General features: G+C 72.9%; 15 protein-coding genes. 5 read left to right on the top strand and 10 right to left on the bottom strand.

Annotated features, from left to right (window positions below):
- Nucleotides 1-8 precede the first annotated feature (8 nt).
- Nucleotides 9-5,300: a pullulanase-type alpha-1,6-glucosidase gene (gene pulA / locus ACIA8N_RS02120; protein ID WP_365777198.1), complete on the top strand. Its 5,292-nt coding sequence runs from the start codon at nucleotides 9-11 to the stop codon at nucleotides 5,298-5,300.
- Here the strand turns inward: pulA and ACIA8N_RS02115 are convergent.
- The gene (locus tag ACIA8N_RS02115) at nucleotides 5,287-5,805 is read right to left on the bottom strand and encodes a GNAT family N-acetyltransferase (protein ID WP_365777196.1); all 519 of its coding nucleotides are present in this window, start codon (nucleotides 5,803-5,805) and stop codon (nucleotides 5,287-5,289) included. The genes pulA and ACIA8N_RS02115 overlap by 14 nt on opposite strands.
- A gap of 65 nt (nucleotides 5,806-5,870) precedes the next feature.
- Here ACIA8N_RS02115 and ACIA8N_RS02110 point away from each other — a divergent pair, with 65 nt between their 5' ends.
- A complete protein-coding gene (locus ACIA8N_RS02110) occupies nucleotides 5,871-6,203 on the top strand; it encodes an isomerase (protein ID WP_365777194.1) in 333 nt (110 codons plus the stop codon).
- Here ACIA8N_RS02110 and ACIA8N_RS02105 read toward each other — a convergent pair.
- A complete protein-coding gene (locus tag ACIA8N_RS02105) occupies nucleotides 6,188-6,910 on the bottom strand; it encodes a TetR/AcrR family transcriptional regulator (RefSeq protein WP_365777192.1) in 723 nt (240 codons plus the stop codon). The genes ACIA8N_RS02110 and ACIA8N_RS02105 overlap by 16 nt on opposite strands.
- Before the next feature lie 37 nt (nucleotides 6,911-6,947).
- On the opposite strand from ACIA8N_RS02105, the gene ACIA8N_RS02100 reads away from it, so the two are divergent.
- Nucleotides 6,948-7,352: a hypothetical protein gene (locus ACIA8N_RS02100; protein ID WP_365777190.1), complete on the top strand. Its 405-nt coding sequence runs from the start codon at nucleotides 6,948-6,950 to the stop codon at nucleotides 7,350-7,352.
- A 3-nt stretch (nucleotides 7,353-7,355) separates the two neighbouring features.
- Here ACIA8N_RS02100 and ACIA8N_RS02095 read toward each other — a convergent pair whose 3' ends face one another.
- From ACIA8N_RS02095 to ACIA8N_RS02075, 5 genes are all read right to left on the bottom strand, one after another.
- Nucleotides 7,356-8,411 (bottom strand): PDR/VanB family oxidoreductase, encoded by a 1,056-nt coding sequence (locus ACIA8N_RS02095; RefSeq protein ID WP_365777187.1) that lies wholly within the window; start codon nucleotides 8,409-8,411, stop codon nucleotides 7,356-7,358.
- On the bottom strand, nucleotides 8,411-9,295 hold the full coding sequence (locus tag ACIA8N_RS02090) for a metal-dependent hydrolase (protein ID WP_365777185.1): 885 nt from the start codon (nucleotides 9,293-9,295) through the stop codon (nucleotides 8,411-8,413). The genes ACIA8N_RS02095 and ACIA8N_RS02090 overlap by 1 nt, the downstream gene beginning before the upstream one ends.
- A 159-nt stretch (nucleotides 9,296-9,454) precedes the next feature.
- Nucleotides 9,455-11,689 (bottom strand): hypothetical protein, encoded by a 2,235-nt coding sequence (locus ACIA8N_RS02085; protein WP_365777182.1) that lies wholly within the window; start codon nucleotides 11,687-11,689, stop codon nucleotides 9,455-9,457.
- Nucleotides 11,690-11,784: 95 nt separating this feature from the next.
- On the bottom strand, nucleotides 11,785-12,585 hold the full coding sequence (locus tag ACIA8N_RS02080; RefSeq protein WP_365777180.1) for a tyrosine-protein phosphatase: 801 nt from the start codon (nucleotides 12,583-12,585) through the stop codon (nucleotides 11,785-11,787).
- A gap of 80 nt (nucleotides 12,586-12,665) precedes the next feature.
- Complete coding sequence (locus ACIA8N_RS02075; RefSeq protein ID WP_365777178.1) at nucleotides 12,666-13,676, bottom strand: NAD-dependent epimerase/dehydratase family protein; 1,011 nt, start codon at nucleotides 13,674-13,676, stop codon at nucleotides 12,666-12,668.
- 278 nt (nucleotides 13,677-13,954) lie between these two features.
- Between ACIA8N_RS02075 and ACIA8N_RS02070 the strand changes: the two genes are divergently transcribed.
- Together ACIA8N_RS02070 and ACIA8N_RS02065 are read left to right on the top strand one after the other, a co-directional pair.
- The gene (locus ACIA8N_RS02070; protein ID WP_365777176.1) at nucleotides 13,955-14,524 is read left to right on the top strand and encodes a hypothetical protein; all 570 of its coding nucleotides are present in this window, start codon (nucleotides 13,955-13,957) and stop codon (nucleotides 14,522-14,524) included.
- Between the two features lie 43 nt (nucleotides 14,525-14,567).
- Nucleotides 14,568-16,040 carry a PepSY-associated TM helix domain-containing protein gene (locus tag ACIA8N_RS02065; protein WP_365777174.1) on the top strand — a complete coding sequence of 491 codons (1,473 nt, stop codon included), beginning with the start codon at nucleotides 14,568-14,570 and terminating at the stop codon, nucleotides 16,038-16,040.
- On the opposite strand, the gene ACIA8N_RS02060 is transcribed toward ACIA8N_RS02065, so the two are convergent.
- The 3 genes from ACIA8N_RS02060 to glnII form a co-directional block, all read right to left on the bottom strand.
- Entirely contained in the window at nucleotides 16,041-16,580 is a 540-nt protein-coding gene (locus ACIA8N_RS02060; RefSeq protein ID WP_365777172.1) for a winged helix-turn-helix domain-containing protein, read from the bottom strand.
- A 316-nt stretch (nucleotides 16,581-16,896) separates the two neighbouring features.
- Nucleotides 16,897-18,066, bottom strand: a complete 1,170-nt coding sequence (locus tag ACIA8N_RS02055; RefSeq protein ID WP_365777170.1) for a transposase — start codon at nucleotides 18,064-18,066, stop codon at nucleotides 16,897-16,899.
- Between the two features lie 172 nt (nucleotides 18,067-18,238).
- Nucleotides 18,239-19,270 carry a glutamine synthetase gene (gene glnII / locus ACIA8N_RS02050; RefSeq protein WP_365777168.1) on the bottom strand — a complete coding sequence of 344 codons (1,032 nt, stop codon included), beginning with the start codon at nucleotides 19,268-19,270 and terminating at the stop codon, nucleotides 18,239-18,241.
- Nucleotides 19,271-19,447: the final 177 nt, after the last annotated feature.

The following is a 19,447-nucleotide window of genomic DNA, read 5'->3' as shown; positions in this document are numbered from 1 at the left end:
GCACCCCCGTGACACGCAAGAGAACGGCGGTCGCGCTCGCCGCCGCCCTGTGCGCCGCCCTCGCGCCCGCCGTCCCCGCGTCCGCCGCGCCCCGGCCCCCCGCGCCGCCCTCCGACCGGGCACTCGCGGCCGAGCCCGCCCGCCAGGACCTCACCCGCGAGCAGTTCTACTTCGTGCTGCCCGACCGGTTCGCCAACGGCGACACCTCCAACGACCGCGGCGGCCTCACCGGCAGCCGTGACCGGACCGGCTTCGACCCCACCGACAAGGGCTTCTACCAGGGCGGCGACCTCAAGGGCCTGACCCAGCGGCTCGACTACATCAAGGGCCTCGGCACCACCGCCATCTGGATGGCGCCGATCTTCAAGAACCGGCCCGTCCAGGGGGAGGGGAAGGACGCCTCCGCCGGCTACCACGGCTACTGGATCACCGACTTCACCCAGGTCGACCCCCACTTCGGGACCAACGAGGACCTGGAGAAGCTGATCGCCGCCGCCCACGCCAAGGGCATGAAGGTCTTCTTCGACGTCATCACCAACCACACCGCCGACACCGTCGACTACGCCGAGAAGAAGTACGGCTACCGCCCCAAGGGCGCCTACCCGTACCTCGACAAGGACGGCCGCCCCTTCGACGACCGGGCCGCCATCGGGAAGGTGGACGCGGACTCCTTCCCGTACACCCCCGTCGAGAAGGCGAACACCAAGGTCCCGGCCTGGCTCAACGACCCCACGATGTACCACAACCGGGGCGACTCCACCTGGGCCGGGGAGTCCGCCGAGTACGGCGACTTCGTCGGCCTCGACGACCTGTGGACCGAGCGCCCCGAGGTCGTCGAGGGCATGAAGAGGATCTACGAGACGTGGGTCCGCGACTTCAAGATCGACGGCTTCCGTATCGACACCGTCAAACACGTCGACCTGGACTTCTGGACGCAGTGGGCCACCGCCCTCGACGCGTACGCCAAGGAGCGGGGCCGCGAGGACTTCTTCATGTTCGGCGAGGTCTACTCCGCCGACACCACCGTCACCGCCCCCTACGTCACCCGGGGCCGGCTCGACGCCACCCTCGACTTCCCCTTCCAGGACGCGGCCCGCGCCTTCGCCTCCCAGGGCGCCGGAGCCGACCGCCTCGCCAAGGTCTTCGCCGAGGACTACCGGTACACCACCGACAAGGCCAACGCCTACGAGCAGGTGACCTTCCTCGGCAACCACGACATGGGCCGCATCGGCACCTTCCTCAAGCAGGACAACCCGAACGCCTCCGACACCGAACTCGTGCGCCGGGCCACCCTCGCCAACGAGCTGATGTTCCTGTCCCGCGGCAACCCGGTGATCTACTCCGGCGACGAGCAGGGCTTCACCGGCGCCGGCGGCGACAAGGACGCCCGCCAGCCCCTCTTCGCGGCGCGGTCCGCCGACTACCTCGACGACGACCAGCTCGGCACCGACCGCACCCACGCCACCGACGCCTACGACACCACGCACCCGGTGTACCGGTCCGTCGCCGCCCTGTCGAAGCTGACCCGCGAACACCCGGCGCTCCGCGACGGCGTCCAGCAGGAACGGTACGCCGAGGGCTCCGTCTACGCCTTCTCCCGTACGGACGCCACGCAGCGGACCGAGTACCTGGTCGCCACCAACAGCGCCACCACCGCGAAGACCGTCACCCTCCCCGTCGACTCCGCGAACCTCCGCTTCCTGTACGGGGGACAGGGCGCCGTGACCGCTTCCGGCGGCGAGATCACCGTCACCGTCCCGGCCCTCTCCTCCCTGGTCCTCAAGGCCGACAAGCCCCTCGCGAACCCGGCCGCCGAGCCCGCCGTGTCCCTCAAGGCCCCGGCCGCCGGCTCCACCGGCACCGTCGAACTCACCGCCGACGTCACCGGCGGCGGCCTCAACCGGGTCGTCTTCGCCGCCCAGACCGGCAACGGCCGCTGGCAGACCCTCGGCACCGCCGACCACGCCCCCTACAAGGTCACCCAGCACGTGACCGCCGCCGCCGGCACCCCGCTCCGCTACAAGGCCGTCGTCGTCGACAGCACCGGCCGCACCGCGAGCGCCACCGCCGCCACCACCGCCGGCGCGCCCCCGGCCCCCGAGAAGCCGGTCGCCGTCGAGCGCACCCACGCGATCGTCCACTACAAGCGCCAGGACGGCGACTACGCAGGCTGGACCCTGAAGGCCGCGGGGCAGGAGGCCGCGTTCACCGGCCGCGACGCCCACGGCGCCTTCGCCTGGGTCAAGGTCCCCGAAGGCGCGTCCACCGTCACGTACACCGTCGAGAAGGACGGCACCGCCGACGGCCCGCAGCGGAGCATCACCCTCGGCCGCACCGGCGAGGTCTGGATCACGCAGGGCGCCGAAGGCCAGTCCGACACCGACCCGGCCCCCGTCCCGCAGGACAGGACCAAGGCGCTCATCCACTACCAGCGCCCGGACGGGAACTACGACGGCTGGGGCCTCCACACCTGGACCGGCGCCGCCCAGCCCACCGACTGGTCCAAGCCCCTCATGCCCGTCCGCACCGACGCGTACGGCGCCGTCTACGAGGTGCCGCTCGCCGAGGGCGCGACCTCCCTCTCGTACATCCTCCACAAGGGCGACGAGAAGGACCTCCCCACCGACCAGTCCCTCGACCTCGCCACCTACGGCCACGAGATCTGGACGCTCTCCGGACAGCAGAAGTACCTCCTCCCGACCGTCGGCGGCGCCCCGAACCTCGACCTCGCCAAGGCCGAGGCCCAGTGGATCGACCGGAACACCGTCGTCTGGAAGGTGAAGGCCACCGAGGCCACCAGTCAGCAGCTGGTGTACGCGAAGGACGGCGGGATCACCGTCACCGACGGGTCGCTCAGCAGCGAGGGCCAGTGGCTCCGACTCGCCTCCGCCACCCTCACGGACGCCCAGAAGGCGAAGTACCCGCACCTCAAGGACTACCCGGCGTTCACCGTCGACCCGCGTGACGCCGACCGCGTCCGCGCCTCCCTGCGCGGCCAGCTCATCGCCACCCAGCGCGCCGCCAACGGCGCCCTGCTCGCCGCCACCGGCGTCCAGACGGCGGGCGTCCTCGACGACCTGTACGCGCCGAAGGCGACGAAGGCCGCACTCGGCCCGGTCTTCCGCGCCGGCCGCCCCACCCTCTCCCTCTGGGCCCCCACCGCCCAGTCCGTCGCCCTCGAACTCGACGGGAGGACCGTGCCCATGCGGCGCGACGACTCCTCCGGCGTCTGGTCCGTCACCGGCCCCAGGACCTGGACGGGCAAGCCGTACCGGTACGTCGTGAAGGTCTGGGCGCCCACCGTCCAGAAGGTCGTCACCAACAAGGTCACCGACCCCTACTCCACCGCCCTCACCACCGACTCCGCCCGCAGCCTGGCCGTCGACCTCACCGACACGGCCCTGGAGCCCAAGGGCTGGGACGGCCTGAGGAAGCCGGCCGCCGTGCCGCTGCGCGACGCCCAGATCCAGGAACTCCACATCCGCGACTTCTCCGTCGCGGACCCGACGGCGAAGCCCGGCCACAAGGGCACCTACCTCGCCTTCACCGACAAGGACAGCAAGGGCTCGAAGCACCTCAAGGCGCTCGCCGACTCCGGCACCTCCTACGTCCACCTCCTCCCGGCCTTCGACATCGGCACCATCCCCGAGAAGAAGTCCGACCAGCAGACACCCGCCTGCGACCTGAAGGTCTACGCCCCCGACTCCGAGGAGCAGCAGGCCTGCGTCACCGCCGCCGCGGCGAAGGACGCCTACAACTGGGGCTACGACCCGCTGCACTACACCGTCCCCGAGGGCTCCTACGCCACCGACCCGAACGGCACCCGCCGCACCGTCGAGTTCCGGCAGATGGTCCAGGCCCTCAACGGCCAGGGCCTGCGCACGGTCATGGACGTCGTCTACAACCACACCGTCGCCGCCGGACAGTCCGACAAGTCCGTCCTCGACCGGATCGTGCCCGGCTACTACCAGCGCCTCCAGGCCGACGGCTCCGTCGCCACCTCCACCTGCTGCGCCAACACCGCGCCCGAGAACGCCATGATGGGCAAGCTCGTCGTCGACTCCGTCGTCACCTGGGCGCGCGACTACAAGGTCGACGGCTTCCGCTTCGACCTCATGGGCCACCACCCCAAGGACAACATCCTCGCCGTGCGCAAGGCCCTCGACGCCCTGACCGTCGAGAAGGACGGCGTCGACGGCAAGGCGATCGTCCTCTACGGCGAAGGCTGGAACTTCGGAGAGATCGCCGACGACTCCCGCTTCGTCCAGGCCACCCAGAAGAACATGGCCGGCACCGGCATCGCGACCTTCTCCGACCGGGCCCGCGACGCCGTCCGCGGCGGCGGCCCCTTCGACGAGGACCCCGGCGTCCAGGGCTTCGCCTCCGGCCTCTTCACCGACCCCAACACCTCCACCGCCAACGGCACCCCCGAGCAGCAGAAGGCCCGGCTCCTCCACTACCAGGACCTGATCAAGGTCGGCCTCACCGGCAACCTCGCCGGCTACACCTTCACCGACACGTCGGGCCGTACGGTCAAGGGCTCCGAGGTCGACTACAACGGCGCCCCGGCCGGATACGCCGCCGCCCCCGGCGACGCCCTCGCCTACGCCGACGCCCACGACAACGAGACCCTGTACGACGCGCTCGCCTTCAAGCTCCCGGCCGGCACGTCGGCCGCGGACCGCGCCCGCATGCAGGTCCTCGCCATGGCGACCGCGACCCTCTCGCAGGGCCCGGCGCTCTCCCAGGCCGGCTCGGACCTGCTGCGCTCCAAGTCCCTCGACCGCAACTCGTACGACAGCGGCGACTGGTTCAACGCGATCCACTGGGACTGCCGTGAGGGCAACGGCTTCGGCATCGGCCTCCCGCCGGCCCCCGACAACAAGGCCAAGTGGGGCTACGGGAAGCCGCTCCTGGTCAACCCGTCCCTGACGGCCGGCTGCGAGCAGATCGACGGCGCCTCCGCCGCCTACCGCGACCTGCAGAAGATCCGCACCACCGAGCCGGTGTTCTCCCTCGCCACCGCCGGACAGGTGCAGGAGGCCCTCACCTTCCCGCTCTCCGGAAGCGACGAGACCCCGGGCGTGATCACCATGCGCCTCGGCGACCTGGTGGTCGTGCTCAACGCGACCCCGGGAAGCACCTCGCAGAAGGTCACGGACCTGGCGGGCAAGGCCTACGGCCTCCACCCCGTCCAGGCCGCAGGCACCGACATGGTCGTCAGGTCCGCCTCCTACGAGACGGCTTCGGGCACCTTCACGGTCCCGGCCAGGACGGTGGCGGTCTTCAAGGCCGGGTGACCTGGCGCTCCCACAGCAGGACCCCGTACAGGGTGCCGTCGGCGGCGAGCTTGCCCGGCTCCTCGCCGACCACCCGGTAACCCGCGGCTTCGTAGTACGTACGAAGCCGCGGGTTGCTCGTCATCGAGTCCAGCCGGGCGACCGACCGCCCCCGGGCCGCGATCCGCTCCTCGGCGTGCGCGAGCAGCACCCGCCCGGTGCCGGCGGGCGCCGTCTCCCGGTCGGTCATCAGCCGGTGCACGTAACCGGCGACCGGCGGCTGCGGGCCCCAGGCCTGCTCGTCCTCCCACCACAGCTCGTACGCGCCCACCACCCGGCCCCCGAGGCACGCGAGCCACACCTCGCCGGCGGCGATCCGCGTCCGGAAGTGCCCGGCGCCCTTCGCGCCCGGCTTCCACTGCTCTATCCCGTTCCGCACCATCCAGTGGGCCAGCCCGTCGAACAGCCCCACCAGAAGGTCCAGATCGCGCTCGTCCGCCTGTCGGAAGGTCACTTGTGTCGTCATGGCGATCACCGTAAAGGTGTGGCCAGACATCCGTCCGTCGCACCCCTCTGGCCCGGAGGCCCCTCATGCCGCAGATCACCGTCGACTACTCCGCGCCCCTCGACCGGCGAGGCTTCGCGCTCGCCCTGCACCCGCTCGTCGCCGAGACGGTCGACACGACGGTCGACGCCTGCAAGACCCGGTTCCGGGAGATCGAGGAGCTGGTCGTCGCCGACGGGGCGGCCGACGACGTCATCGTTCACGTCGAGATCGCCCTGCTGTTCGGCCGCACCGACGACGTCAAGGCACGGCTCTCGAAGGCCGTCCTCGCCCTGCTGCCGGAGTACCTCAAGGCGACGGAGGGCGTACGCCTCTCCGTGGAGGTCCGCGACCTCGAATCGTCCTACCGCAAGCGCTGACCGGGGACGGCGGACAGCGTGGGCACCAGCGCGACGAGCCGGGCGACCAGCTCCCCGAAGGGACCGTCGGCGGGCTCGTCGGCGAGGATGCCGACGAGGATCTCCGCCATCTCCGGGTCGTAGGCGGCACTCACCGCGGCGAGCGCCGCGAAGTCGTGCACGAGCTGCAACTCCAGCTCCGCGCGCGGCACCCGGCGCCCGTCCAGCCACAGGAGCGCCGTCGACTCGGCGAGCGACACCCACGAGCGGACGACCAACTCCAGGCGCGCGGAAGGCTTGTCGACCCGCAGGTGGGCCAGGATCTGCTCGTACGCGGCCTGCCGCACCTCGTCGATCATCGCGTTCGTCGTGGAGGAACCCACCGCGGGCCCGCCCCGCATCAGCGCCGCGAACCCCGGGCCGTGCTCGTCCACGAAGTCGAAGAACCGGCCCATCACCCGCAGCAGCCGGGCCCCGAGGGGCCCCTGCGGCGGCTCCACGAACCTGGCCGCCAGCTCGTCGGCGGCCCGGCGCAGCGCCGCCTCGTAGAGGCTCTGCTTGCCGGGGAAGTAGTGGTAGACCAGCGGCCGCGAGATGCCCGCGGCGGCGGCGATCTCGTCGATGGAGACCTCGTCGGGAGAGCGGTGGCTGAAGAGTTCGAGAGCCACCCCGATCAACTGCTGCTTGCGCTCCTCGACGCCCATCCTGCGGCGTACCCCGGTCGTCATACGAACAGCCTAACGGGGTCGGTTACTGTGCTGCTTCATGAGCGCTTCCGACCAGGACACCACGGCCGCCGGGGCCCGGGAGGCCGCAGAGGCCTCCGAGGCCGACGAGAACCACGAGACCGGCGAAGAGATCTCCAGCGAGGAGACCTCCGGCGAGAAGACCTCCGGCGAGGAGGTCCCCGCCTCGGGTCTCACCCCCAAGCAGGCGCGGCGACTGCGCGTCGCCGTCGCCTCCGTGCTGCTCGTGGCGATGGCCGTGGTCCTCGTCGTCCGGCTCGCGAGCCGGACGTCCGTCCTGGTCGTCGGCGTGTACGGCCTCGCCATGATCCTCTGCGGGATCGTGATCGAGCTGTCCCGCAACGGCCGTACGCGCCTTGCGACCTGGCTCCTGACGGGAGGCCTGGCCGCCGCGCTCGCCTTCGACTGGCTCATCCTGCCCTGAGGCCTACAGGTCGAGGACGAGCCGCTCGCCCGCGCAGCGCGAGACGCAGATCAGCATCGAGTCGTCCCGTTCGGCGTCGGTGAGCAGCTCGTCCCGGTGGTCGATCTCGCCCTCCAGGACGTGCTGCCTGCACGTTCCGCAGAACCCCTGCCGGCAGGAGTACATGAGGCCGGGGACCTCCTCCCGGACCGCCGCGAGCACCGACTGGTCGGCCGCCACCGTCACCGTGCGTCCCGAGCGGCGCAGTTCGACCTCGAAGGCGGTGCCGCCGGTCGTCGCCGCGGCCGAGAAGCGTTCGAGGAGCGGCGTCCGGCCCTCCGGCACCGCCGCCGCCACCGAGTCCATGAGGCCGTCGGGTCCGCAGCAGTACACGAGGGTCTCGGCGGGGACGTGCCCGAGGAAGCCGAGGTCGGGGTAGCCCGACTCGTCCTCGGCGACGACGGTCACGCGGTCGCCGCCAAGCGCCTCGATCTCCTTCAGATACGGCAGGGTGGCCCGGCTCCGCCCGCAGTACACGAGCCGCCAGTCCGCCCCGGCCGCCTCGGCGGCGCGCAGCATCGGCAGGACCGGGGTGATGCCGATGCCGCCGACGACGAAGACGTACGAGGGTGCCGCGAGGAGCGGGAAGCGGTTGCGCGGGCCCCGGATCTCGATCTCCGCGCCCTCGTGGAGCCGCTCGTGGACCTCGCGCGAGCCGCCCCCGCCGTCCTCGACGAGACGCGTGGCCACGGTGTACGAGGAGAGGTCGGCCGGATCGCCGCAGAGCGAGTACTGCCGGACGAGCCCGGAGGGCAGGACGAGCTCGATGTGGGCGCCCGGCTGCCAGGCGGGCAGGTCCCGCCCCGAGAGGCGGAGTTCGACGACGCCGTCGGCGGGCGCGGCACGGCCGGTCACCCGGACCTTTCGGGGCACGGTGCTGCCCCGGCCGTACCCGGACACGGGCTCGTCGAGCGCGGGCATCGGCCACAGCGGGGCCGTGGACATGCGGCTGCGGACGGCCCTGCGGACCAGCAGCGCGGCGGCCCCCGCGGCGAGGGCGACGGTGGTGAAGCGGGGCATCAGCGGCCTCCGTTGGCGCCGGGGGAGGCGGCCAGGTAGGCCGTGGCCTGCGCGGTGTCGCCCTCCTGGGAGGGGTGGTAGGCACGGCTGAGGTAGCGGGGTATCGAGCGCAGCATGGCGGGGGTGGAGGGCAGCACGCCCTGCCGGCCCTTGCGGACGAACTGGCCGAAGGAGGCCTTGCCGTCGAGGAGCGTCGGGTCGTTGTCCATGAAGAAGCGGACCCCCCGCTGCCAGAGGAACAGGAGCGTGGAGAAGGCGAGCGCCCAGGTGCGGGCGCGGCGCCGGTAGCCGCCGTCGAGGTGCATGAAGAGCTCGAAGGCGACCGAGCGGTGCTCCACCTCCTCCGCGCCGTGCCAGCGCAGCAGGTCGAGCATGACCGGGTCGGCGCCGACCCGGTCGAGCTCGTCGGCGTTGAGGACCCAGTCGCCGAGGAAGGCGGTGTAGTGCTCGATGGCGGCGATCATCGCGACCCGCTCCATCAGCCACCAGCGGCGCGGCCTGCCCGGCGGCAGCGTCCGGTCCCCGAGGAGCTTCTCGAAGAACCAGTCGACCTGCGCGGTGTACGGGGTGGGGTCGAGGCCCTGCGCGCGGAGGTGGGGGAGGACGTCGTCGTGGGCCTGGGAGTGGACGGCCTCCTGGCCGATGAAGCCGATGACGTCCGCGCGCAGCCGGTCGTCGGTGATGTACGGCAGCGCCTGCTTGTAGACGTGCACGAACCAGCGTTCGCCGGCCGGGAGCAGCAGGTGCAGCACGTTGATGGTGTGCGTGGTGAAGGGATCGCCGGGCACCCAGTGGAGGGGGGTCTCGTCCCAGTCGAAGGAGACCTTGCGGGCCTTGAGCTCGACGTGCTCCGACGCCACCGGTGCAGGCTGCGTATTAGACATGGCGTCAATGTACTGAGAGGTACGGCGATGACAACAGGCCTGTGCACCCGATTATCGCTCCGCCCCTCGCCCTCTCCTCGTCCTCCCCTCCTCCCGGCCTCCTCCCTGTCTCCTCCGCCGCTCACCCTCTTCTCACCCTTCTCACCCTCCCCGGCCGGGTCAGCGCAGGGCGGCCACCCGCGTCCCGTCCCGCAGGGTGCCGTCCAGGTCCGCCCGTGCCCCCGCCTTCGCCTTCACCGCGAGGAACGGGCCGTCCGACCGCCCCTTCACCCCGCCCGAGGTCTCCAGGGCGGTGAAGTCCGGGCTGCCCGCCGCCAGGACGTACCAGCCGCCGCTCGGCGCCTGCCACAGCACACCCGCCAGGACCCGGGGGTCCCGCACCCCGCACGCGGGCGACCCCTCGGAGCGGGCCGCGAGCGCCGCCGGGACCGTGGGCGACGGGACCAGGAACTGGGCGAGGACCCTGCCGCCCGTGCCCCGCCAGGTCTCCGCGCGCGTGCACAGCCAGGTGGCCGGCCCCGCCCCCTCCGGGAGCGGCTGCCGGGCGAACCGCCAGGCGTTCACCGACCGCACCCCGTTCCCGCCCACCGCCGTCAGCTGGCACGCGGTCCGGGCCCACGCCTCCCGCGCCTGCGGCCCCGTCGCGTCCGCCGGCGCCGCGGGCGGACCCCACAGGAGCCGGGCGGGGGCCAGCTCACCCAGGTCGGCGAGGAGCCGCAGCCCCGAACCGTCCCGCACCTGAAGGGTGTTCCAGCGGGTGCACCCCTTCGCCAGGGCGGGGCTCGGCACCGGATCGGTCATCCCCTGCGCGTCCCGCACCAGCGGCCGGGGCGCCTTCGCGGGCGCGAGGAGATCCCGTACCGCCGTCTCCTTCACCCAGGGCGCGGTGAGATAGCGGACGTTGCCCGCCGCACGGGACAGCACGAGCGCCGCCGAACCGATCGAGTCGGCCCCGTCGGTCCGCGCGAAGTCGAGCGCCGCGCCCGCCGTGCCCTCGACCGGCTCCGCGTACCGCACGGCCCGCAGCCCGTCGTGCAGGAGCACCACCCGGGCCCCGTCCACCACCCCTGCGAACAGCAGCTGCGGCGGTCCCATCGGCGGACCGACCGGCGTCCCCGGCGTCGCCGACGAGCGTACGGAGGCGCCGGGCCTGGCCCACACGGCGAGCGCGCGCCGCAGCAGCGCGCTGTCGCCGGTCAGACCGCCGCGCGCGGGCCACACGGAGAAGTCCTGCCGGGTCGAACCCGGCCAGGCCGCCGGAGCGACCCGCTTGAGCGCCCCGGGGTCGAGAGCGGCCTCCGCGGCCGGATTACGGGCGTACGTGGGCGCCGCAGCACCGTTTCTTCCCCACCCGTCCCCGGGCAGCCCGAGCAGCGTCCCGCACACGGCGAGCGCGGCGGCGGCGACGAGCGCGGCCCGGACGTGCTGCCGCCGCCGCATGAGATCGGTGGGCCGGGCCTGGAGCGCGCAGGGATCGAACTCGTCGGATTCGAGCAGTGCGGCGCCGCTGACGCGACCGGAACGGACGAGGGGGCCGGGGCCGGGGGCGGCGCCGGGGCGGGGCGCCAAGGGCCCGCCGACCGAGGGCCCGCCCGGTCCGGCCGCGGAGCCCTCCCGGCCGCCGTCACGGGGTACGGCCCCGTCCGTGCCCCCGGTTCCCTCCGGGGTCCGAGTCCCCGCCGGCTTCCCGGTCCTTCCCGGTCCGCCGGGCGCGCGGGGCCCTCCCTGCTCGCCGACCCTCTCCGCACGACCGCCCCGGCCGAAGCCCTCGGCAGCGCCCGGACCGGCGGCGAGGCCCGCGGGCGACGAGGCCACGGCCCCGGTCTCCACGTCGTCCAGCGTGTCCGCCTCCGCCAGGGCCGCCGCCGGGTCCTCCACGCCGACCGACGCCAGGACGCGCAGCACCTCGGGGTCGCCCTGGCGTTCAAGACCGCGCAGGACGTAGGCCGCGCGGCCCGGGCCCGAGAGCCGGGACAGCCTCTGGTCCAGGGCGAGTTCGTCGGCGCCGCCCACCCGGGGGAACAGCCGCAGCCCCCACACGTGCGGAAGCAGCGGCGGGAACTGCGCCCGGCGCGGCAGCGCGAGCCGCCGCAGCGGAAGCCCGGCGATCAGCGCCTGCCGCAGCACCTCGCCCCGTACGTACGCGTAGCCCGGATCGACCGCGTCCTCGGCGAGCCGCGGCTCCGGCACGGCGGGCCCCGGCACCCGGCGGCGCGGCAGCGAGCGCTGGACGAGCGCGTGCGCGGACAGCACCCGGCGGTTGCGGCCGAGCGAGGGCGGCAGGACGAGGTAGGCGATGCGGACGAGCCGCGGATAGCGCTCGACGAGCGCGGCCTCGGCCTGCTCGACGTCGACGGGGCCCACGGGCGAGGGAACGAGATCCTGGGTGCTCACGTTCAGCAGAACGAGCGATTCTTCCGATGGTCACCCCGGCCGGCTCCGGCCCCCGCCGCGCCCCCGGACGCGGCGCCGGCCCGGCACCGCCCCGCTCAGCCCGCCTCCACCGTCAGCCGCTCGCGGATCCGTTCCGTCACCTCGTCAGGAACGCCGAGCCCCTCCCGTACGTACTTCTCCATCGACCCGTGCCGGACCTCCACCTCGTCGAGGGCGGCCGCCAGGTACTCCGGCACGACCCCGATCATGTCGAGCGCGAGGTCGGGGTCGCCGCCCTGCGCGGTGAACCCCTCGATCATCGGCGCGAACGCCTGCCGTACCGCCGTGTTGACCGACAGGTACTCGCTCCGCACGGTCTCCTCGTCCGCGCCCAGCAGGGACAGCACGACCGTCGCCGCCCAGCCCGTCCTGTCCTTGCCCGCCGTGCAGTGGAAGAGCAGCGGCCCGGCCCCCGGAGCGCCCAGCTCGGTGAGGAGGGCGTGGTAGGAGGCGCGGCCGGAGTCGCTGGAGACGAAGGCCCGGTAGGTCCGGGCGAAGGCCTCCCTGACCTGGCCCCCGCCGAGGTACTCCTCGGCGAGTGCCGGGTCCGTGAGCAGCTCCTTCAGGCGCGCGGCGGGCGGCAGCCCGCTGACGGCGAGGTGGTCGGCGAGCACGTCCGCGACGAGCAGCCGCGCCCCGGCGGGCAGCCGGTCGGGCCGGTCGCCGCGCTCCGTCTCCGTACGGAGGTCGACGACCGTACGGATGCCGAGTCCGGCCAATGCCGGCTCGGCCGGTTCGAGCCGGTCGAGCTGCGCGGAGCGCAGGACGAGGCCGGGGCGGACGGCCCGCCCGGCACCGAGAGGCAGGCCGCCGAGATCCCGGAGGTTGGCGACGGAGGTGGCGGGAAGGGCGGGCATGGCGGCGACTCCTCCGGGTTCGTGCACGTTCGTGTCGACCGTAGACGATCACCCCGGTTCGGGCAGCTCCGCGCGGTTCCTCACCCGGCCGGCAGCGCCGAGAGCTTCGCCAGGACCTCCGCCTCCCGCTCGGCGGACAGGCCGGCCCCCGCCCGGTCCGGGCGCTGCGGCGCGACGCCGCCGAGCGATTCCAGCCACGCCCAGGTGTCGGCGACGGTCTCCGCCACCGGGCGGCAGCGCAGTCCGGCCTTGAGCGCCTTGGTGACGTCGGCGGTGTGCATCGCGTCGTACATCTCGCCCGGCGGCAGCCAGACGGGCAGCTCCGACCACGGTTCCGCACCGGCCGCGAGCAGCGCTTCCGGGGCGGTCCAGCGGAGTTCGGCGTCCGCGCCGGTGACCCGTACGCAGGCGTCGAGCAGCTCGCCCATGGTCGTGTGTCCGGGCGGCGAGACGAGGTTGTACGGCCCGGAGAGCCCGGTGGCGATCGCGTCGAGGGTCCACTCGGCCAGGTCGCGGACGTCGATGTACTGGATCGGCGAGTCCGCGGGCCCGGGGGCGAGGACCGGGCCGCCGCGCGCGATCCGGCCGAGCCACCAGGGAAGGCGGCCCACGTTCTCGTACGGGCCGATGATCAGACCCGCGCGGACGAGCAGCGTCCGGTCCGCGCCGAACGCGGCGGTGGCGGCCAGCTCACCGCCCCGCTTGGACTCCGCGTACGGCATGTCCCCGTCGTCCGGAGAGCCCTCCACCAGCGGGCCGTCCTCCGCGAGCCCGGCGGCGGGCGGCCAGGCGTACACGGAACGGCTCGACACGTACGCGTACCGCCCGACCCGGTCGGCGAGCAGCCGGGCCGCGTCCCGCACCGCCGAGGGCGCGGCCGACCAGGTGTCCACGACGGCGTCCCACGAACCCGTCGCGAGTGCGGCGAGCCCGTCGGGTCCTGTGGTGCGGTCGCCCAGCAGCGAGGTGACCCCCGCCGGCGGCGCGTGCCGGCCCCGGTGGAAGACGGTCACCTCCCAGCCCCGTTCGAGCGCGGCCTCGACGACCGCGCGCCCCACGAACTCCGTACCTCCGAGCATCAGCAGTTTCATGATCCGAGACTGCCCGGCCGCCCGGTGCGGGGCCAAGGCATTCCGCTCCCGGAGGATTCCGCCAGGGGAGGAACGCAGGGGAGGAACGCCACGGGAGGCCCGCCACGGGGAGGCATCGCGTCACGGGGAGACATCAGGGCCGCAGGCGGTCTCGTGCGCCGGATGGCGGGGTGACACCATGACGGGCGATGACGGATGCCCGGTCGCCCCTGCGCGCCTTGCGAGCCGCCCTGTTCGCGGTCGTGTGCGTGACTCTGGCCGTCGTGGGGCATTCGTCCATGTCTGCGCACCGACTCCCGGCGCTCGCGCTGCTCGGCGCCTTCGCCGTGACGGCGGCGGCCGCCTGGGCGGCGGCGGGCCGGCGCCGGGGCGCGCCGACGATCGCGGGCGCGCTGCTCACCCTCCAGGGCGCGCTGCACCTGGTGTTCTCGATGGCCGGGAGCCACCCGGGGGCGGCACACGCGCACGCCGGAAGCGGCGGGGCGCACGCGACGCACGGCGCGGAGCCGCTCTCCGCGACGACATCCGCCGCGACCGCGGTCACCGGCACGGACACCGTCGGCATGCTCGTCGTCCACCTCCTCGCCGCGCTCCTCTGCGGTCTCTGGCTGGCCCACGGCGAAGCGGCGCTCTTCACACTGGCCCGAGCAGCCCTCGCGTACGCCTTCACGCCCCTGCGCCTGCTCCTCGCGCGGGTCCGCGTCCCCGACGCTCCGCGCCGCGCGGTCCGCAGGACCCGCCGGAACACCCACCGGCCGCGCACCCTCGTCCTCGCGCACACCCTCTCCCGGCGCGGCCCGCCCCGCCCGCCCGTACCCCGTGCCACGGCCCTCGGAGCACACGTCTGACCCGGGGGTCTTCCCCCTGTCTGCACCGACTCCCAGGACAGCCATGACCATCGATGATCCCGCACGCCCGGAAACGCCCGAGGCGCCACCGTCGGAAGCCGCCCAGGCGCCCGCCCCCGCGCCCGTCCCCACCCCCGCCACGGCCCCGCGCAAGGCCGGCACCTGGAGCGCCCTGCGCCCCCTCGTCCTCCGCGTCCACTTCTACGCGGGCGTCCTCGTCGCCCCGTTCCTCCTCGTGGCCGCCGTCAGCGGCCTGCTGTACGCGCTCTCCTTCCAGGCGGAGAAGGCGGTGTACGCCCACGAACTCGAAGTCCCCGTCGGCGACACCGCCCTGCCGCTCTCCCAGCAGGTGAACATCGCCCGCAAGGTCAACCCGAACGGCACCGTCACCGCCGTCTGGCCCTCCGCCGAACCCGGCGCGACCACCCGCGTCCTGATGGCCGACCCCGACGTCCCCGAGGGCACCTCGCTCGCCGTCTTCGTGGACCCGTACACCGGGGACGTACGCGGGCAACTGCCCAGCTACGGCAGCTCGGGCGCCCTCCCGCTGCGCACCTGGATCGACGGCCTGCACCGGGACCTGCACCTCGGGGACCTCGGCCGCAACTACAGCGAACTCGCCGCGAGCTGGCTGTGGGTCATCGCGCTCGGCGGCCTGCTGCTCTGGCTCGGCCGGCGCCGGAAGAACCGCCGCGCCCTGTTCGTCCCCGAGGGCGGCCCGGCCTCCCGCCGCCGCACCCTGTCCTGGCACGGCTCGGTCGGCCTGTGGGCGGTGACCGGACTCGTCCTGCTGTCGGCGACCGGCCTCACCTGGTCGCGCTACGCGGGCGAGAACATCGGCGCGCTCCAGGACGGCCTGGGCGGCGCGACGCCGACCCTCTCCGCGACCGTCGGCGGCGCGGCGGCCGGCGGCTCCTCGGAGCACGAGGGCCACGGCGGCGCGCACACCGGGGGCGGCACCACCGCCCAGGGGCCGGACATCGGCCTCGACAAGGCGCTGGAGGCGGCCCGCGCGGCCGGCATCGACAGCCCGAAGGTCTCGGTCGTCCTGCCGGCCGAGGGCAAGGGGTACGTGGTCAAGGAGACGGACACGCAGTTCCCGCTCCAGCTGGACTCGGCGGCCGTGAACCCGGCGGACGGCACGGTCGTCGACCGCCTCGCCTTCGCCGACTACCCGGTCCTCGCCAAGCTGACCCGCATAGGCATCGACGCCCACACCGGCGTCTTCCTGGGCCTGTTCAACCAGCTGGCCCTGGCGGCCCTGGCGCTCGCCCTGATCCTGCTGATCCTCTGGGGCTACCGCATGTGGTGGCTGCGCCGCCCGGGCCGCCCGGCGGCGCGCGGGGCGTGGCGGCGGATCCCGGTGACCCTGCTGCTGCCGCTCGCCGCGGCCACGGCCCTGGTGTCCTGGTTCGTCCCGCTGCTCGGCCTCAGCCTGCTGCTGTTCCTGGCGGCGGACCTCGCCCTGGCCCTCGTGGCGAGGATCAGGGCGAGGTCCGGCACGCCGACGACCTGATCAGGGCGTGTACTTGTAGCCGACCCGCCGCACGGTCTGGATCGTGTGGCGGTGCTCGGCGCCCAGCTTGCGCCGCAGCCGGGCCACGTGCACGTCGACCGTACGGCCGTCGCCGACGTGCCCGTACCCCCACACGGTGGTGACCAACTGGTCGCGCGTGTGCACCCGGTGGGGGTGCGCCACGAGATGGGCCAGCAGCTCGAACTCCAGATAGGTGAGTTCGAGCTCCCGCCCGTCGACGACGGCGATCCGCCGGACCCCGTCGATGGCCACCGGCCCCTGTGCCTCTTCGGCAGGGGCGGGTGCGGCGACGGGGGCCTGGGGCTGCTGGTCGGCCGGCAGGAGGACCAGGTACCCGACCATCGGCGGCCGCCCGGGCAGCGTCGGCAGGGCGTGCGGGGGAGCGGGCAGCAGGGTGGCGCCGGGCGGCAGGAAGTCCGCGACCCGGGCGAAGTCGACGACCTCGTTCGGGTCGACGGCGCGCAGCCGGTGGCGACCGGGGCGGACGGCGGTGAGGGAGGCACTCGGGGCAGGGGCCATGGGAGGTCAGCTCATTTCGCGCGGAGAAACGGACGGACAGGCGTCGTACGTCGTGCGCGTGGGCCGAAGGCCGTGGACCGGACCGTACCGATCGGGGCTTTAGAGGGCCGACGCGTTCCTCGCGCGGCAACACACCCGGTCGAAGTCGTGATGCTGCCGGGAAGGCCAGAACGGCTCGAGGTCGTGACGACCTGTCGCGGTGTCGTTCTGTGTGTGGGCCATTTCCCTAGTCTACTACTCGGGAAAGAGATCGGTCCCCGAGTTGCGGCTCGGTTCGCCGACGGCTTCGACGGTGACCGGCTGCGTCCAGCCCTCTCTACCCGGTGAGCGCGAGGGCAGGGACCTGTGACTCGGCCCCGCGAACCCACGTCCACCAGCCGCGGGCGGCGATGTTGTGGGACGAGTTCAGGTCCGCGTGCTCAACGAAGCCGCAGGCCTGGCATGCGAACACGGCCTGGGAGGGCCGGTTTCGACGATCGACGTGATGGCATCGGGAGCATTCCCGGCTGGTGTTCGCCGGGTCGACGTACACCACCGGCACCCCGGCGCGCCGCGCCTTGTAGGCGATGAACGTGCCGAGTTGCCGGAAGGGCCAGGAGTGCAGCGTGACGCGTTGGGGCTTGCGTAGCCGTACCCGTTCGCGGATACCCGTGAGGTCTTCCAGGGCGATTCCACGACCGGTGCGTTGAGCCTCCGCCACGATGTGCTTACTGATCTTGTGATTGACGTCCCGGGCCCGACGGGCCTCCCTGCCCGCGTGCCGCTTCGCCCGCCTCCTGGCGGACTTCGTGCCCTTGCGCTGCAGCTTCGCGCGCAGCCGGCGCTCCGCTTCCCGGCATCGGTTGAGGCGACGGCCGCTGAACCGACTGCCCGTGGAGGTCGTGGCGATGTTCACGATCCCCAGGTCCACTCCCACGAAGCCGTCAGGGGCGGTGTTCAGGGCGGCTGGGGGCACCTCACAGGTCGCGAGCAGGTACCACCGCCCGCCTTCGTGGAGGAGGTCCGACTCGCCTTTGCGGCGAGAGGCCAGCAGTGTCAGCTGTTCGGCCTGGCCGGTGAAGGCCAGCCCCCTCATCCGCCCGGACGTCGTCCAGACCGACACCGTGCCTTCGTCCCACTGCCAGGACAGGCACCTGTCGTCGTACGGCTGCGCCGCATCGGGCCGGAACGCAACCGGCCTGCCGGCCTTCCTGGCGTCACGGTCCGGCCCCCGTCTTTTCAGGTTCCCGGTCCTCGGGTTCGCGTGGAGTGCGCTGTAGGCGTCGGCGACCTTCCGCAGCACATGCAACGCGGGCTGGGCCGACAGTCCCCGTGCCTTCAACCCGGCGTACCACAGGGCCTGGAGCGAGGCACGCGAGGTTCTGCCGCCTTCGAAGGCCCGGACCGAGAGCCAGTTCGCCGCCTCGTTGCAGGCACGCAGGGTCGTGGCGAGCGCTGACGCCTGTTCAGGCGTCGGCAGCAGTTTCACCCGGACCACCAGCTTCACCGTGGCGACGATACCTGTCGTCACGCGGGTCAGCGGCGGAATCCTCCGACGTCAACAGACCGTGTGGTGAGCGGAACGGAGGTTCGATTCTCCGCTCTCCTGGGCGTCCGCATATGACGGAAAGGGCGCCCACCGTGTGAAACGGTGGGCGCCCTTCCGGATGAGGTGCGGATCAGACCTGGCCGGCCTTCTCCAGGGCCTCGCAGCAGGTGTCCACCAGAAGGCGGGTCACCACGTACGGGTCCACGTTCGCGTTCGGGCGACGGTCCTCGATGTAGCCCTTCTGGTCCTGCTCGACCTGCCACGGGATGCGGACCGAGGCGCCGCGGTCCGAGACGCCGTAGGAGTACTGGTCCCACGGGGCGGTCTCGTGCAGACCCGTCAGGCGGTCGTCGATGCCGGCGCCGTAGTTCTTGACGTGGTCGAGCGGCTTCGAGCCCTGGCCGAGGGACTCGGCGGCGGTGATGATCGCGTCGTAGCCCTCGCGCATCGCCTTCGTGGAGAAGTTGGTGTGCGCGCCCGCGCCGTTCCAGTCGCCCTTCACCGGCTTCGGGTCGAGCGTCGCCGAGATGTCGAAGTCCTCGGCCGTGCGGTAGAGCAGCCAACGGGCGATCCACAGCTGGTCGGAGACCTCCAGGGGCGCCAGCGGGCCGACCTGGAACTCCCACTGGCCCGGCATGACCTCGGCGTTGATGCCGGAGATGCCCAGACCCGCCGCGAGGCAGTTCTCCAGGTGCGCCTCGACGACGTCACGGCCGAAGATCTCGTCCGCGCCGACACCGCAGTAGTAGCCGCCCTGCGCGGCCGGGAAGCCGGCCTCGGGGAAGCCGAGCGGGCGCGAGCCCTTGAAGAAGGTGTACTCCTGCTCGATGCCGAAGATCGGCTCCTGGGAGGCGTACTTCGCGGCGACCTCGGCGAGCGCGGCGCGCGTGTTGGACTCGTGCGGCGTCATGTCCGTGTTGAGGACCTCGCACAGCACCAGGATGTCGTCGCCGCCGCGGATCGGGTCCGGGCAGGAGAAGACCGGCTTGAGGACGCGGTCCGAGGCGTGGCCCTTGGCCTGGTTCGTGCTGGAACCGTCGAAGCCCCAGATCGGCAGCTGGTCGAGCGCGAGGGCGTCGCCGACGATGATCTTCGTCTTCGAGCGAAGCTTCGCGGTCGGCTCGGTGCCGTCGATCCAGATGTACTCAGCCTTGAAGGTCACGGGCCTCATCCTTTGGGCGTGCTGCTGCGGGAGTCGCAACGGCTCGCGGCGCTGCGAGAAGCTGCGGTGTGTCGGTGTCCGGTCGCAGCTTCGCAACACGGGATTTCCCGTCGGTTGCCCGAATGTGAACCCCGTGTTACTCAGCTTTCCTGTGTTTCCCGCGGCCGCTGTGCGATG

Source organism: Streptomyces sp. NPDC051822, from assembly GCF_044452745.1.
GTDB lineage: Bacteria > Actinomycetota > Actinomycetes > Streptomycetales > Streptomycetaceae > Streptomyces.
Note: the sequence above shows the minus strand (reverse complement) of the source record. Positions and strands in the feature narration are given on the sequence as shown.